Below are 16,766 nucleotides of genomic sequence, written 5' to 3'. Positions count from 1 at the left end.
TTCCCCCTCTCCCTTTGGAAGAGGGGGAGAATAAAAAAGCTTAAATCGCTACCAATTCTCGAATACCTTTTGCAGGCATTTCACAGCCTGCCCCTTGCGCAATCACTTGTCCACGGGCCATGACGGTATATGCATCGGCCAGCTCCTCGGCAAAATCATAAAACTGCTCGACCAAAACCACCGCCATGTCGCCGCCATCCGCCAGTTTACGAATCACTCGACCAATGTCTTTGATAATAGAAGGTTGAATGCCTTCTGTAGGTTCATCCAATATTAACACCCGTGGTTCTGACGCTAAAGCACGTGCAATCGCCAATTGCTGCTGCTGCCCACCCGATAAATCCCCACCGCGACGATGTTTCATTTCCTCTAATACCGGGAATATTTCATACAAATGCTCAGGTACTTTTCGAGTTTTCGCCCCCTTAAACTTGGCCATACCAATCAGGATATTTTCTTCAACTGTTAAGGTTGAAAAAATATCACGCCCTTGCGGCACATAAGCCAAACCTGCACGCACGCGTTGCTCGGGACTCATTTTCGAGATGTCCTGACCATCAAGTAGAATCTGTCCGGACTTGATCGGTAAAATCCCCATTAAACATTTCAGTAAGGTGGTTTTCCCAACGCCATTCCGCCCCAGCACCACGGAGCACTCTCCCACAGGGGCCTGAAATGAAACATCTCTTAAAATATGACTGCCACCGTAAAACTGATTGACGTCTTTGACTTCTAACATGGTCGGCTCCTTAACGTCCTAAATATTTCTCAATCACATCCTCATTGGCCTGTACCTCAGCCAATGTACCTTCGGCTAAGATCGCCCCTTGAGCCAGTACCGTCACTTTTTCACTGATGGTGTCGATAAAGCTCATATCATGTTCAACCACCACCAAGGTGTGATTTTTCTTCAGCTCTAAACATAGCTCAGCGGTTCGTTCCGTTTCGGCATCAGTCATACCGGCCACGGGTTCATCGAGTAGAATCAGCTTAGGACGTTGCATAAGCAGCATGCCGATTTCCAACCATTGCTTTTGCCCATGTGACAACAGCCCCGCAGGTTTGTTTACCCATTCTTCTAGGCGAATTTGCGCTAAGGACTCCTCCAAAGCCAGCTGTGCGTCTGGATCTAGTTTGCTAAAAAAGCTTTTCTTCACCCGCTTATCTTTTGGTGCAGCAAGCAGTAAGTTTTCCATCACGCTAAAGTTTTCAAATACCGTTGGTTTTTGAAATTTACGCCCAATGCCTGCTTCCGCAATTTGCTCGGTACTCATCTTGGCCAAATCATAGTTTTGCCCAAAAAAAACCGAGCCTTCGGTCGGTCGGGTTTTGCCCGTAATCACATCCATTAGTGTGGTTTTACCTGCCCCATTGGGCCCAATGATGCAGCGTAGCTCGCCTTCTTGGATGTATAGCGATAAATCATTTAAGGCACGAAAAGCATCAAACCAAACACTGACTTTTTCCAAGTACAGTGCAATCCCATGACTGAAGTCGGCACCTTGTTCTTTGGGACGTCCATAGCCGTCTGAAGCATGGCCACCATGAGGTTGTATTAGCTCACTCATTCGCTACGCTCCTTTTTAAAACGGTCAAATAGACCAATGACACCTTTGGGTAAGAAAATGGTGACCACAATAAATAGAGCACCCAAGATCAATAACCATGCTTCTGGATAAGCCACGGTGAAATAGGTTTTCACGCCATTAATTAACCCTGCACCCAAAATTGGACCAATCAAAGTCCCACGCCCACCCGCAGCCACCCACACCGCCATTTCAATCGAATTAACGGGGTTCATTTCACTTGGGTTAATAATGCCAGCCTGAGGCACATACAATGCTCCTGCAATACCTGCAATCACTGCGGACAGCACCCATGCAGAAAGCTTGTACCACAGCGTACGATAGCCCAAATACTGCAAGCGGTTTTCACTGTCCCGAATTGCCCCCAGCACACGACCGTAGGGTTTATTCATGAGATGACGCAACCCCACGAAGCACAGCATCAACACCAAAGCCGTTAAGGAACATAAGGTGGCACGCATGGGTGCAGAAGTGATGTCCATGCCTAAAATAGTCTTAAAGCCTGTAAACCCATTGTTTCCGCCAAAGCCTGTTTCATTGCGGAAAAATAACAGTGCCGCAGCAAATGTCATCGCCTGCGTAATAATCGAAAAATACACGCCTTTAATTTTGGAGCGAAAGGCAAAGAAACCAAAGATGAAGGCCACCACACCGGGAACCAACACCACCAAGGCCAAAGCCCATAAGAAATGATTGCTACCCACCCAATACCACGGCAGTTCAGTCCAGCTTAAAAAACGCATAAAGTCAGGCAGGCTGTCACCTGCCGTCTGGCGCATCAGATACATGCCGAAGGCATAACCACCAAGGGCAAAGTACAAGCCATGGCCTAGGCTTAAAATGCCTGCATAACCCCAAACCAAGTCCAACGCCAAAGCCACCAGAGCCAAGCACATGATTTTGCCAATCAAGGTGACCCAATACGCAGAGAGATGAAAGGCTGAATCGACTGGTAGTAAATGTAACCAAGGCAGGATCAGCATCACCGCAAAGCAGACCGCAATAGCGAGCGCACTATAAGGTTTATCGGAAAATAAAGAAGTGATTTTCATACGCTTACTCCACAAAACGGCCTTTGATGGCAAACAAACCTTGTGGACGTTTTTGAATAAACAAAATCACAAGAACTAGTAGAATAATTTTTGCAAGAACAGCCCCCATCCCGATTTCAAGGACTGTACCGCTGATCCCTAAACCAAGTGCCGCCAGTACAGCTCCCCAAACTTGCCCGACACCACCCACAACAACAACCAAGAAAGCATCGATAATATAGTTCTGACCCAAATCAGGCCCAACATTGCCCACTTGCGCTAAGGCACAGCCCGCTAGACCAGCCAGCCCAGAACCCAGCCCAAAGGCCAACATATCGATACGGCTAGAGCGAATACCGATAGCACGAGCCATTTGACGGTTTTGTGTCACTGCACGAACAAACAGACCAAAGCGGGTTTTATTGAGCAGGTAAACCAACAGCAGTAGCACCGCAACCGTAAATACAATAATGGCAATCCGGTTATACGGCAGCATCAAACTTGGGCTTAAGGCAATCCCACCCGATAACCAAGAAATATTCGAGACTTCAACATTTTGCGCGCCAAAAATCATCCGCACCAATTGCATCAAAATCAGACTGACCCCAAAAGTGGCTAACAAGGTTTCAAGCTGACGACCATATAGTGGTCGAATTACCGTCCGTTCAATCAACATGCCAATCAACGCGCTCACCAAAAAGGCCGCAGGAATGGCAGCAATCAAATACCAATCGACATAGCTACCCAAGTAGGTCTTAAACAGGCTTTGCACCACATAAGTGGTATAAGCCCCAATCATAATCAACTCGCCATGCGCCATATTAATCACACCAAGCAGGCCATAAGTGATGGCCAAACCGAGCGCTGCTAGCAGTAAAATACTGGCCGTACTGAAACCTGAAAACACATGCCCTGCCCATTCACTGACCTGAATCCGTGTTTTAATCTGACTTTTGGCATCCGCCAAAACAGCTTTGAGTTCGGGGTTCAAATTTGATTGAGTTAAAGCTTGCTCAATCAGTGCCAGCACCTCGGGACGGTTGGAATCGGTAAGAACTTTAGCAGCCTGAATTTGGACTAAAACATCTGGACTTTCAAAGTCGAGGCGCGCTTTAAGCTGTGCCAAGCGCTGTTTAACTTTATTATTTTGTTCATGCAGATAGAGCTGATTAATCTGCGCAACATTCAGTTCAGACAGATTATTTTCTAAAATATCAATGGCTGCTAAACGTTGGGCAGATTCTTCAGATTTTAATTTGGCCTGTGCCTGTCCAAAGTTTAAGGCTTTACGTAAGGTGTTGACCAAAGTTACCTGAGACAAATCCCCCGGCCAAGTTTCAATCACTTGCTCATCGGGATAACGCAATAATTTTTCATTATTTTTTATAATATACGTCGTGCCTGCGCTGTCCCGATACAGCTCATCACTGTCGATCAGTGCCACCAATCGATCAAATTCTTCAATCGTCCCCGGCCATTGGTTGAGCATGGCACGGCGCTCAGCAAACTCGGCTTTGACAAAACGTTGAATCGTATCATTCGATGCTGATACGCTTTGGGTCTGAGCAGAACGTTGAGCCTCTTCAGCCCAAATACTGCTACTCACGAGCTGTGCCATGGCACACAGCAGTGCGACACAAAAAAATTTAAGATTCATAATATGACTTCCTTAAGCTTGCTTAAAACATCCCGTATCGGGGTTTGCTGACTGAAAAGCCCACAGCAATCGCAGCAGGCTCAACGCTTAAGAAAATTATTTAGGAATGTACGGACTCCAAGGTTCCGCCTTAATCACTTTTGGTGTTTTATAGACCACGTCAAACTGACCATCACCTCGAATTTCACCAATCATCACAGGTTTTTGTAGATGATGATTTTCAGCATCCATTTTTAAGGTATAGCCTGAAGGTGCTTTGAACTCTTGACCTGCCATCGCAACGCGAACTTTATCAACATCGGTGCTGCCTGCTTTTTCAACCGCTTGTTTCCACATATTAATGCCCACATAGGTGGCTTCCATCGGATCATTGGTCACGATTTTGTCAGCATTCGGCAGTTTATATTCCACTGCATACTGCTTCATTTTATTCACAAATTCGGTATTGGTTGGATTTTTCACCGACATGAAATAATTCCATGCAGCCAAATGTCCAACCAATGGTTTGGTATCAATACCACGGAGTTCTTCTTCCCCCACAGAGAAGGCCATGACTGGAATATCCGAAGCTTTAATGCCTTGGTTACCCAGCTCACGATAGAACGGTACGTTAGAATCACCATTGATGGTTGAAATGACCGCGGTTTTCTTACCCGCAGCAAATTTCTTCACATTACCAACTATGGTTTGATAGTTACTATGACCGAAGGGGGTGTACTCTTCCATGATGTCCGCATCGGCCACACCTTTGGACTTCAAGAACGCACGTAAAATTTTATTGGTGGTGCGTGGGTAGACATAGTCCGTACCGAGTAGAACAAAGCGCTCTGCTTTACCGCCCTCTTCGCTCATCAAATATTCCACCGCAGGAATCGCCTGTTGGTTCGGTGCGGCGCCTGTATAGAAAATATTTTTCGACTGCTCCTGCCCCTCATACTGCACTGGATAGAACAATAAACCATTCAACTCTTCTACCACAGGTAACACTGACTTACGCGATACCGATGTCCATGAACCAAAAATCACCGCGACTTTATCTTGGGTAATGAGTTGACGTGCTTTTTCAGCAAATAAAGGCCAATCAGATGCCGGATCGACCACTACAGGTTCTAATTTTTTACCCAGTACCCCACCATTGGCATTAATTTCATTGATGGTCATCAATGCTGTGTCTTTGAGAGAGGTTTCAGAAATTGCCATGGTACCTGAGAGCGAGTGTAAAATTCCGACTTTGATCGTGTCACTACTGCTCACTGCCGCTGTTGGCTCAGATGTTGCTGTTTCCGCTTTCTCCGCAGGTTTTGAACAACCTGTCAAAGCAATAGTCCCCATCATTGCAGTTGCAAGGAATGTTTTAGTGAGTAATTTTTGTTGGAACATCTTGATTTTCTCCAAACTTGAAACTTAGGGTGCATTTTGCAATGCATGATTGTTATTCGCGCTATGAGTGCCAATTCAATTTCTATGCCAAGCAGGGTTTTACGATATAAAAATCATTGTAAAAATTTTAATTATTTTAATATTTTTCAATCATTTATTTATTTTTAAATGCACTGTATTTTAGGTAGATTTTCGCCCAAATGGCTACTTTTCTGCATACAAACTTGTATACATCATTTGTTCCAAATCAATTCATTTCGCCTAATTCAATTGATTGACTGAAAAATTGTGCACAGATTAAGCGCAATCTTATGGCCCATCTGCGCAACAAAAAGCCCGCAATGTACGGGCTTTTTATTTTTAGATTAAAAGTGTTCAAATAACACAATTTATGCATTTAATGCAGAATCATATGCCTAGGTTGATTTAGTGATGTGTAATCTTCAAACCAATAATGTGGATCATTACCTTTCGTATATTTAACATTTTGTTCTTTATAATTTCCTTTAAACTTTTCAGCAAGGGTAACGTGTATTGAGCCTTGTTCAGGATAATCACAATGTGCATCACTGATTCGATTACCTAGTGCTAACTCATTGTCTAAAATTTTTTTCATCTCAGAATTTAATAAATTGGCATAATACAAAATTCTTTTTTTCCATTCGACACGCCCTGCTAAGCTTAAGGCATGTAGTGTTTCATCATCCACATCAGCTTCACGCATTTCCTGTAATTCTTCTTCATTCATGCCCATATCATTTCGTATATTTTCCGCTAAATGTTTTTCTTGATATTCCATTTTTATTCTCTTAAAGCCAATTTAGTTTTTAGTCATCATAATAGATAAGCCCACTTTACGCAGGCTTATCAATATATTAAACCACCAACTCGGCCAAGTTACCTTTCTGCTCTAACCATTCTTTACGGTCACTGGAGCGTTTTTTTGCCAGTAATTTGTCCAATAAACCTGCAGTAAAATGACTGTCATCCAAATCTAATTGCACCAAACGGCGTGTGTTTGGATCCAGCGTGGTTTCACGCAGTTGGCTTGCGTTCATTTCACCCAAACCTTTAAATCGAGTAATTTGCGGGTTCTTGGTTTTGCATTTTTTTAACATGCTTTCGAGCTCGTCATCGTCCAAGGCATAGTGCACATCTTTTGCATCATCAATTCGATACAGCGGTGGCATCGCCACATACAGATGTCCTTCTTCAACCAAGATTGGAAAATGTTTCACAAACAAAGCACACAGCAGCGTCGCAATGTGTAGACCATCCGAGTCAGCATCGGCCAAAATACAAATCTTGCCATAACGTAATTCGGATAAATCATCCGACCCTGGATCGACCCCGATCGCAATGGCAATGTTATGCACTTCTTGCGAAGCCAAGACTTCATCAGAAGAGACTTCCCACGTATTTAAGATTTTTCCACGAATAGGCATGATCGCTTGAAAGTTTTTATCACGCGCCTGCTTGGCTGAACCACCCGCAGAATCCCCTTCCACAATGAACAGTTCAGACTCTTCTAAGGTATGCCCAACGCAGTCTGACAGTTTGCCGGGTAACGTCGGCCCTGCCACAATTTTCTTACGTTCAACTTTTTTCGCAGCTTTCAGACGACGACCTGCTTTCGAGATCGCCATTTCAGCCAACTGCATGGCAATATCGGAGTTTTGGTTCAACCACAGTGCAAAAGCATCTTTAGCAATGTTTTGAACAATGCCTGACGCTTCACGGCTGGATAAACGCTCTTTGGTTTGACCTGAAAACTGTGGCTCTTGGAACTTCAACGACAAAATATAGTTCACACCATCCCAAACGTCTTCAGCTGACAGCTTCATATTGCGTGGCAGCAAATTACGCAGTTCACAAAACTCACGCATCGCATCCGTCACGCCTGAACGTAGACCATTCACATGAGTCCCGCCCTGCGCAGTGGGAATTAAGTTCACATAGCTTTCTTGTACTAATTCGCCGCCATCGACATTCCAACAAATGGCAAATTCGGCACTGGCACGCTCAGCATCTCCTGTTGCCACAAAGGCTGGATGAGGCAGAATCTCACGATCTTCAATTTCATCCATCAAATAATCGACGAGGCCATTTTCAAACTGCCAAACAATTTTTTCGTCATTGATTTGGTCGACATAATTGATTTGCAAACCAGCCGCCAAAACAGCTTTGGCTTTTAAGTTGTGCTTCAGCGCTTTCAGGGCAAATTTCGGTGAATCAAAATATTTGGCTTCAGGCCAAAAGTGAACGGTGGTCCCGGTCGCACGCTTCGGTGCTTTACCTTCTAGCACCGCCAAAGGCGCAGTCGGTTCACCCTGCTCAAACGCCATTTGATAGAGGTTGCCTTGACGCTGAACTTCTACTTCGACTCGGCTAGATAAGGCATTTACCACGGAAATGCCTACGCCATGCAAACCACCTGAGAACTGGTAGTTGTCGGTACTGAATTTACCACCAGCATGTAGTTTGGTCAGGATGATCTCGATCCCGCTTTGACCATATTCGGGGTGAATATCGACAGGCATGCCACGACCATTGTCTTCGACTGAGAGCGAACCATCTTTATAAACGGTGACGGTAATTTTGTTGGCATGACCAGCCAGTGCCTCATCGACTGCATTATCAATAACCTCTTGCGCCAAATGGTTTGGGCGTGTGGTATCGGTATACATGCCGGGACGACGACGTACCGGATCTAAACCAGATAATACTTCAAGCGATTGAGCCGTATATTGAGACACGTTGTACTGTTTCCTTATTTTAAGCAGTCCGATAAAAACTGTAATGCCATCGGTATTTTGTCTGCGAAATCTTCCATCGCATGATTGCCTTGCGTTTCCGAGATCACGAGCGCTGCGCCATTATAATAGCGCTGTGCTTCACGATAATCCAAAACTTCATCGCCTTGTTGCAATAACACTAAAATTTTGTCTGCATCTTGCACAAATGGCAGTTCAATCTGCTCTAAATAATCCAATTGCGCATCATCGAGCGTCCAATGTTCATTGACTCTATAGGGCAGTTGCGTCGCACCAAATAGATCTCGGAACAAATGCCATGGTTGCATAGCCGGATTGATCAGCACAGCCGGTACTGCCAACTTCGCGACTAGTTGTGTCGCATAAAACCCGCCTAAACTACTGCCCACCAGCACCACCTGATCCAATTCCTGAATCAAGGCGGCCAATTTTTCTAAGGCCAAATGTGGCGGCATGTTCAAGTCTGGCAAATGCACATGCCACTGTGGACGAGATTCGCAATAGCGTTTCAGCAATTGACCTTTAATCGATAAAGAACTGCTTTGAAAGCCATGTAAATAAATAATATTCATGCTGTACATTTACTCTTCTACATCATTTTTATTGAACTCAAAAGAGATGGCATCAGCCGACTGTATTATTTTGTATGGATATAAAAATTGTCAGACAAAAAAATAAGGTCATCTGTGTATTCATCGCTATTGTAAAAGTTGTTCGAGATGAATTAGATAAGCTAGAGTGCTAAGAATTTATACCGTGATCGTTGAAAAAAATAAAGTCCCTTTGGACACAGAAACACAAGGGTAGAAAAAATGCCAAGTTTAACGCCTCTGCACGAGACCTATTGTAAATGGGATCGTACTCCTCCCAGCCAAGCCGACCTGCTTGAAGGGATTGCTCAGTTGGTGACAACCCGCTTAGGCGATGTCGTCCACGATTTAATTCAGGCCATTCAACGGGAAATTTTAATCAGTATATTTGGGATGAATGAAACCAGTTCCAAGAAGTTTCTGTCGACACGGTCAATTGAAGAAATTTACCAGTTTTCCTTCAATACCTTGCAAAACTACGGTAGCTATTTATTGGCGCCAAGTTTGCGTCATATCATTGAAAAATTTCCAAATTTGCATCGCAAACCCTTAACCCCAACCATGCATTATTTAGTCGGTGCAATCAATGGTGTTTTGGGTGACTATTTACTGAAATATCATAACCCTGTAGCGCTACCGATGGTGTTTTATGATCATTACGGTGCCATCCAGCAAGGCGAGTTGTCTGGTCGCGTGGTAATTATGGTCCATGGTCTATGTATGAACCATTTGTACTGGAGCACGGCGCGTTATGGCGGTATAGGGGAAAAGCTGCTGGCGCAACGCGCGCAAAATACCATGCTATATCTCAACTACAACACGGGTCGTCGTATTTCAGCCAATGGGCGTAGCTTTGCCAACTCACTACAAGACTTACTCAACCGCAACCCACGGATTAGCTCAATTGATCTGATTGGACACAGTATGGGCGGACTGGTTTCGCGCAGTGCGCTGTTCTACGGCAAACAAAATATGCAAAGCTGGATTCATGTGGTGGAAAACATGGTCTGTATTGGTTCTCCGCATCATGGTGCGGCTTTAGAACGTTTTGGCTTTCATTTGCAGGACAAATTGGGACGTTTCCCTTTTGTCAAAATTATTGGGCATATCGTCAACATTCGCAGCAACGGTATTTTAGACTTACGTCATGGCAGTGTGCGGGACGATGACTGGGAACATAATGAAGCGCGTATTGGTCATGTTGATGACAACCGTAAACCTGCTCCATTGCCCTCTCATATCAATACCTTCTTGGTGGCAGGTACCATTGAGTTTGAACATCGCAAATATCGTGCGCTCAATGTGATTGGGGATTATTTGGTCAGTGTGAAAAGTGCCTTAGGCGAGCATATGAATCCACGCTTTCAACTGAAAGTCCCCGATTCACATAAAGCCATTTTCTATGGCTTAAACCATTTTGAGCTACACACCCATGCCAGTGTTGCCGAACAAATCGTCAATTGGTTCTATCCAAATCCAACTGAAACGGAATATGGTCAAGTGCATGAATATATGATCGGGTTGGATGACTTAGAGGGCATTGCGCTCACCTAGGCCCCCTCATTCACCTCATAAAAAAGCCAACATCACGTTGGCTTTTTTTATCTTTATTATTTTTTCTTCGCGTGGCTTGGATATTTACGCAACAGTTGCCACAGGCTAATCAACGCCAGTGCCACAAAAAACACCAAAGACCACACAGGTAAAGACTGACCCAAGAAAGTCCAATCTACCAGTGCACATTCACCTGAACCTGTTAAAACTTGCTCAAACACAGCACGCAGCGGCAACGTGTCTAACCAATAATCCAAACCTGGGCCACAGCTCGGCACTTGATCAGGTGGTAAGCTCTGTAACCAAACGTGACGTGCTGCCACACCTGCGGACCATAAGATCGAGAGGCTGCCTAAAAATGCATAAAAACGTTTAAAACCATTCGATGCTGGGTTATGCAAAAAGGCAATCAGCGAAATAATCCCCAGTCCAATCAGTCCCACACGTTGGAACACACAGAGTGGACATGGGTTTAACTGTAGCGGGCCATGCTCTAAATACAAGGCAAAGGCCATCCCAATGATACTGGCTAAAACCAAAACACCACTCACGAAGCGATAACTCCATTGCATGGTCAATCCTCTTAATTTTTTATCTAAATTGTGCAAGGTACTGTTCAAAACTCAGTTGACCGTCTTGCTCTAATTGCTGTTGTTGTTGCAGTGATTGCGTGGCTAAATCGTCAAAATAAGCCCATGTCTCTGCACTCAACTGATGACGCTCATAACTCGATGCATGTTGTGCGGCCATTTGGCTACCAAAGCCCCATGTCCCACCCGCTTCCAGAGTATCTTCAATCATCTGCGCCGACAAAGTATCATCAACTTCAGCGACTCTCTGTTGCATGACTGTCATCGCTTTACTATACAGTGTGGTGTCATAGCACTGATCTAACAACACAACCAGTTCTTGCATCGCCTCTAAATGAGACTGACTCCATGCTTCAATTGGGAACGATTGCTCACCCACAGCAATTGCAGCATTCGGTGCGCGACCACGATTGACCACTTCCGCTTGGTTTTTCTCGATTTGATCTTGCTCTGCGGCTAATAAATCTGGGCTATCCAGCAATAAGCAGTACAGCGCCAGCACTTCTAAGAAACCTGCGGTATCTTCATTGATCCCAATTGGGCTATACGGGTTCACATCCACCGCACGCAGTTCCACATAACCGACACCACGATTGCTCAGCGCTTGTGATGGAGTTTCACCTGCTTGTGGTACTTGCTTTGGCCGCACCAAACTGTAGTACTCATTTTCAATTTGCAGGACATGATCATTAATTTGAATCGGCTCTCCCTGCGCATCGTTGAGGCCTAAGCGACTAAACGGCGCATAAGCCGTTTTGACTGCTTTTTGTAGGCCTTCGAGATAACCGTCGATATTGTTGTAATGAATCCCGAGCTGCTTTTGTGCTGAGTTTTGATAACCAAAACGTCCCATTCGCAAAGCAGTTGCATAAGGTAAATACAAGGTCCCGCGCAGCAATGGCAACAGATGATGTTCACGCCCTGTCATAAAACACTGGCAGACCGATGGGCTTGCTCCGACCAAAAACATCACCAACGGCGTAAGGCGAATAAAGTTGCGGATCAATCCAAAATAGCGGTGACTACGATAGTCTTGTGCAGATAAGGCTTTTAGTGCCTCATCTGTTTCGTGTTGTTGTAATTGTTCAAACAGTTGATCAGGAAAAGATAAGTTATAGTGTAAACCTGAAATGGTTTGCATACGGCGACCATAACGTACCCCTAAACCATGACGGTACAAGGTCTTGAACTTCCCGATATTTGAGCTGCCATATTGGGCTAAGCGGATTTTATCGTCATTGTCATCCAACATACATGGCATCGACAGCGGCCAGAGCTTTTCACCATGTTCCAGATGACGATGCGCCACGCTATGAATGTCTTTTAAATAGTGCAACGCCTCGGTAATGCTGGGCTGGGGCGGTGTAATAAATTCTAATAAAGCTTCCGAATAATCCGTCGTAATATGCGGATGGGTCAGTGCAGAACCCAAAGCTTGAGGGTGGTCGGCTTGTGATAAAAAACCATCACTTTGCATGCGCAAACTTTCACGCTCAATCCCACGTAACATCCCTTGCAAAAGTGATGAATTGACCCAAGTCGGTAACACAGCTGTAGATTTAGATGCGGGTTGACCCATTACAATCTCACTTTTTGGAAGAAACAATTACAACGACGAATAAAATAAAATCATCAGTTTATATCAGTATAACGTGATTTTAATTCGGCACATTACACCCAGTCCTATTTTCAAGTAAACCATCTGTTCTATTTTTTCGGAAAATATTTATCACAAAGTTACGCTATTAGACATATCAAAAGTGTGATTGTATTGAAGAATAAATGCTAAAGAATTGTAAACTTTATGAATTATCAAGAAATTTTAGATTTTTGGTTCGATCCCAAAAACCAAAGCTGGTGGTTTAGCCAAAATGATGCGTTCGATGCACTCATCGAAGAAAAATTTAAGACAATTCATCAACAAGCGGCGCATGCTGAGCTATGGTCTTGGCGCAGTAGTGCTGAGGGGCGTTTGGCTGAAATTATTGTGCTCGACCAACTGTCGAGAAACCTGTATCGCAACAGTTCTTTGGTCTTTGCTCAGGACGCTTTGGCCTTGGCTTTGGCACAAGAAGCCATCACGCTAAAACTGGATGCAGCACTGCCACCCACGTAGTTTTTTATATATGCCCTTTATGCATAGTGAATCGAAACTTATTCATCAATATGCTTTAAAATTATTCGAAGACTTAGGCAATCCGATTAACCTCGATTTTGAACAGCGTCACAAAGTGATTATCGATCGTTTTGGACGCTATCCGCATCGGAACCAAGTCCTTGGCCGCAACTCAAGCCAAGAAGAACTGGATTTTTTGACTCAGCCCAACAGCCATTTTTAACTGTTCGGCTTCTCCCTCTGTGCTAAGGAGTCTATCTCATGAAGAAAATTTTAATCGCCTGTGCACTGGCGACGGGTCTGAGTTTAGTAGGCTGTGCCTCTACCCCCTCAAAGCCCTTAACCTTCGACCAGTTAGGTCGGTTTAGTAATACGCCATTAAACACCTCGACTTATCGCATCAGCTTCCAAGCGCGCCCAAATATGAGCTATGGCACGGCTGAAGAAATTACCCTGGTCAAAGCCGCGCAAACCACAGTGCAAAATGGTTATCGCTTCTTTAAAGTGCTGAATGACCCAAGCAACCAAAACCAACCCCCAAGGCAGGCCGTGGTGTATTCAAACCCAATGCCTTACTACCCATATGGTTATTATTCTCGCCATCCAGCCTTTTGGCCTGATCCGTTCTACGATGTACCACGTGTAGTCGACATTGACCCCGTACAAGTGTCATACAGCATTCAATGCTTTAAAGACCAAAAATCTGCACCAAGCGATGCCTTTGATGCCACGCTGATTTTAAAATCGCTGGGTGGAAAATACGGTTTGAGTCCAACTGGTGAAGTGCTCCCACCGCCCGAACCCAGCAGTCCAGCGTCGACCAGTAAATAAAGCATAGAGCCTGCCTATGAATGAACTTCAAGCCGTCCCATCGAGTCTGAAACGCAGTAAACGCTTTGCCACCATTGCCTTAATCACGGCAGTGGTGACATGGCTGCTGCTGATGGTCGTTGCCAAGTTTGTCCCCACAGACAAGGTTTGGATCATTCATATTTTAATGTTATCCGCCGAAGCAGGTGTGGTCGGCGGCTTGGCTGACTGGTATGCCATTACTGTGCTGTTCCGTAATCCCTTTGGGAAAATGCCAATTCCAAAGTTTTTACGCGATCACACCGAAATTATTCCCCGTAACAAAGACCGTATTGCAGAGTCTATGGGCCGCTTTGTACAAGAGAATTTTCTTTCTCCACAAGTGGTGGAAAAAAGCCTGCAAAGTACCGATCTGTCTTTGGCGGTTGGCCAATGGCTTGCCAACCCACAAAACAATCTACAAGTCACCCAAGTCATTCAACAAACGGTGCCTAAAGTCTTTGAGTTTGTGGGCCAAGAACAAATCGGACGCTTTATCCAAAGTAACAGCGTGCAGTGGGTGCGCAACACTCAAGTCAATCATTTGGCCAGTGAAATGCTGCGTGCAGTGCTAGAAAATGATTTCCATCAAGATGTATTACAACGCGGACTCGACTTGGCGCATGACTGGATGACCCAACACCCTGAACAAAGTCGTGAGTTGACCCGAACCTTGTTCAAAGAACTCGGGGTCTGGAAACTGGCCAAAGGAGCCAGTTGGATTGGCATCGATGTGCAGCAAAGAACCATCGACTCACTCATTCAACGAGTCGAGTCGATGTTGGCCGATCCTGAGCATCCGTGGCGTCAAAAGATTGAAGCGATAGGGCACGCGCTCATGCTCGAACTGGCAGACACAGACAGTAAAGCCAGCCAGCGTTTAAACCAAACCAAAGATGCCCTGCTAGATAGCCCACAAGTGCTGAATTTTATTAGCGGTGCAGTGGTCATTTTATGTGATGCCATTAAACAAGACCTACAAAAACCAGACTCTGGCATTGCTCACAACATCCGTGTATCCATTCAACAAATCGGGGAAAACATCATCTCCAATCAAGCCGTCAGAGACTTGCTTAATCAACGCCTCAGCGGCATTGCGGTCAATCTCAGCGACCAATACAGCGAAAAAGTCATTCGTTTTATCAGCGAACGTATTCACGAATGGGACTCCAGTGTGATGATTGACAAGATCGAAAATGAAGTCGGTGGCGACTTGCATATGATTCGAGTCAATGGTGTGGTGGTCGGTGCATTTATTGGCTTAGCACTGGGGATTATTCGCGCGGCAGTTGAACTGCTCTTATAAAAGCAATCCACAAAAATGCATACTTTACCCCTGCCCTACATGCAAAATTTGCATAAGTAAAAAGGGATGAATATGCTATTTTGGGCTGATATTTAGACACTTTTAAGCATTCATGATTCAGTTGCCTTCATCTAAACTGCCTGCACAAGGCGTCACTATTTTCAGCACCATGACTGCCATGGCACAGCGCTTAAATGCCCTAAATCTATCCCAAGGTTTTCCAGACTTCGAAGCCCCCGCTGAACTGCTGGATGCTTTAGCACAGGCCACTCAAAGTGGGTTCAATCAGTATGCTCCCGGTGATGGAGTCTGGTTATTACGCGAGCAACTGGCGCAGCAATTTGCACAACGCGATCAGATTCAGCTCGACCCGATGACTGAAATTACCATCACTCCAGGCGCAACCATTGGCCTTTTTGCTACCATTCAAGCCGTAGTCCATGCGGATGATGAAGTCATCATTTTTGACCCCAGTTATGACAGCTATGCGCCAAGTGTGGCTTTGGTCGGGGGTAAGGCCATTCATATTGCGCTCCAAGCACCGCATTTTTCGGTCGATTGGGAGCAGGTCAAATCAGCCATTACGGCCAAAACCAAACTGATCATTATCAACACACCACATAACCCAAGTGGTGCCATTTGGAGCAAGCAAGATTGGCTCACCCTAATTGAACTGATTCGCGACAGCAATATTTTAGTCCTGTCCGATGAAGTCTATGAACATCTGGTATTTGATGGTCAACGTCACTATTCGGCGCTGTCTTTTCCTGAACTGCGTGAGCGTAGTGTGGTGGTGGGGTCCTTTGGCAAAACTTTTCATGTGACCGGTTGGAAAACGGGCTACTGCGTTGCTACACCTGCGCTCATGCAACTATTCCGTCAGGTCTATCAGTTTGCCAACTTCTGCGGAGTCACCCCAGTACAATTGGCTTTGGCCAATTATATGCAGCAACATCCTGAGCATATTCAAAACTTAGCGGGCTTTTATCAAACAAAACGTGATCGTTTTATTGAGGGTTTAACCGGTTCACGCTTTCAATGGCTGCCTTCGCAAGGCACTTACTTTCAAAATGTCGACTACAGCCACATTCGTCCCGATTTAAACGATGTTGAATTTTGCCGCTTTTTGGCAGAGCAGCATGGCATTGTTGGCATTCCTGTTTCGGTGTTTTATCAGCAGGCGCCGGAAGCTTTGCGCATGATTCGTTTTTGCTTTGCCAAGACCGATCAAACCTTGGCTCAGGCAGCAGAAATTTTGCAAAGCGTTTAAATCTTTTTCAGCTTTGCTTTTGCACAAGAACAGGCTTCGCTTGCTGAAATACATCGGCTTTTC

Annotated in this window: 13 protein-coding genes and 2 pseudogenes; 5 read left to right on the top strand and 10 right to left on the bottom strand. The window is 45.0% G+C overall.

Features of this window, described 5'->3' with window-relative positions:
• Window positions 1-40 precede the first annotated feature (40 nt).
• From urtE to MF4640_RS00355, 8 genes and pseudogenes are all read right to left on the bottom strand, one after another.
• A complete protein-coding gene (urtE, locus tag MF4640_RS00390; protein ID WP_078388296.1) occupies window positions 41-739 on the bottom strand; it encodes an urea ABC transporter ATP-binding subunit UrtE in 699 nt (232 codons plus the stop codon).
• 10 nt (window positions 740-749) lie between these two features.
• Window positions 750-1,568 (bottom strand): urea ABC transporter ATP-binding protein UrtD, encoded by an 819-nt coding sequence (urtD, locus tag MF4640_RS00385; protein ID WP_078388295.1) that lies wholly within the window; start codon window positions 1,566-1,568, stop codon window positions 750-752.
• Window positions 1,565-2,638, bottom strand: a complete 1,074-nt coding sequence (gene urtC, locus MF4640_RS00380; protein WP_005401483.1) for an urea ABC transporter permease subunit UrtC — start codon at window positions 2,636-2,638, stop codon at window positions 1,565-1,567. Before urtC ends, urtD begins: the two co-directional genes overlap by 4 nt.
• A 4-nt stretch (window positions 2,639-2,642) precedes the next feature.
• Window positions 2,643-4,157, bottom strand: a pseudogene (gene urtB / locus MF4640_RS00375) (urea ABC transporter permease subunit UrtB); the annotation flags it as partial.
• 213 nt (window positions 4,158-4,370) lie between these two features.
• Complete coding sequence (gene urtA / locus MF4640_RS00370) at window positions 4,371-5,654, bottom strand: urea ABC transporter substrate-binding protein (protein WP_078388293.1); 1,284 nt, start codon at window positions 5,652-5,654, stop codon at window positions 4,371-4,373.
• A gap of 397 nt (window positions 5,655-6,051) precedes the next feature.
• The gene (locus MF4640_RS00365) at window positions 6,052-6,453 is read right to left on the bottom strand and encodes a hypothetical protein (RefSeq protein ID WP_078388292.1); all 402 of its coding nucleotides are present in this window, start codon (window positions 6,451-6,453) and stop codon (window positions 6,052-6,054) included.
• A 76-nt stretch (window positions 6,454-6,529) separates the two neighbouring features.
• Window positions 6,530-8,410 (bottom strand): DNA topoisomerase IV subunit B, encoded by a 1,881-nt coding sequence (gene parE / locus MF4640_RS00360; protein WP_062031885.1) that lies wholly within the window; start codon window positions 8,408-8,410, stop codon window positions 6,530-6,532.
• 14 nt (window positions 8,411-8,424) lie between these two features.
• A complete protein-coding gene (locus MF4640_RS00355; RefSeq protein WP_078388343.1) occupies window positions 8,425-9,000 on the bottom strand; it encodes a YqiA/YcfP family alpha/beta fold hydrolase in 576 nt (191 codons plus the stop codon).
• A gap of 240 nt (window positions 9,001-9,240) precedes the next feature.
• On the opposite strand from MF4640_RS00355, the gene MF4640_RS00350 reads away from it, so the two are divergent.
• Complete coding sequence (locus MF4640_RS00350) at window positions 9,241-10,572, top strand: hypothetical protein (RefSeq protein ID WP_078388291.1); 1,332 nt, start codon at window positions 9,241-9,243, stop codon at window positions 10,570-10,572.
• A gap of 56 nt (window positions 10,573-10,628) precedes the next feature.
• Here the strand turns inward: MF4640_RS00350 and MF4640_RS00345 are convergent, their stop codons facing one another.
• Both MF4640_RS00345 and gshA read right to left on the bottom strand, forming a co-directional pair.
• Entirely contained in the window at window positions 10,629-11,144 is a 516-nt protein-coding gene (locus MF4640_RS00345) for a disulfide bond formation protein B (protein WP_058870537.1), read from the bottom strand.
• A gap of 19 nt (window positions 11,145-11,163) precedes the next feature.
• On the bottom strand, window positions 11,164-12,741 hold the full coding sequence (gene gshA / locus MF4640_RS00340) for a glutamate--cysteine ligase (protein ID WP_078388290.1): 1,578 nt from the start codon (window positions 12,739-12,741) through the stop codon (window positions 11,164-11,166).
• Window positions 12,742-12,966: 225 nt separating this feature from the next.
• Between gshA and MF4640_RS00335 the strand changes: the two are divergent.
• The 4 genes and pseudogenes from MF4640_RS00335 (at window position 12,967) to MF4640_RS00320 (ending at window position 16,703) form a co-directional block, all read left to right on the top strand.
• A pseudogene (locus tag MF4640_RS00335) lies at window positions 12,967-13,501 on the top strand (DUF924 family protein).
• Window positions 13,502-13,539: 38 nt separating this feature from the next.
• Window positions 13,540-14,109, top strand: coding sequence for a CC0125/CC1285 family lipoprotein (locus MF4640_RS00330; protein WP_058951504.1), 570 nt, complete (start codon window positions 13,540-13,542; stop codon window positions 14,107-14,109).
• A 16-nt stretch (window positions 14,110-14,125) separates the two neighbouring features.
• Window positions 14,126-15,433, top strand: coding sequence for a DUF445 domain-containing protein (locus MF4640_RS00325; RefSeq protein ID WP_078388289.1), 1,308 nt, complete (start codon window positions 14,126-14,128; stop codon window positions 15,431-15,433).
• Between the two features lie 112 nt (window positions 15,434-15,545).
• Complete coding sequence (locus MF4640_RS00320; RefSeq protein ID WP_078388288.1) at window positions 15,546-16,703, top strand: methionine aminotransferase; 1,158 nt, start codon at window positions 15,546-15,548, stop codon at window positions 16,701-16,703.
• Window positions 16,704-16,766 lie beyond the last annotated feature (63 nt).

This window comes from Acinetobacter sp. MF4640 (assembly GCF_002018895.1).
Lineage (GTDB): Bacteria > Pseudomonadota > Gammaproteobacteria > Pseudomonadales > Moraxellaceae > Acinetobacter > Acinetobacter johnsonii.
Note: the sequence above shows the minus strand (reverse complement) of the source record. Positions and strands in the feature narration are given on the sequence as shown.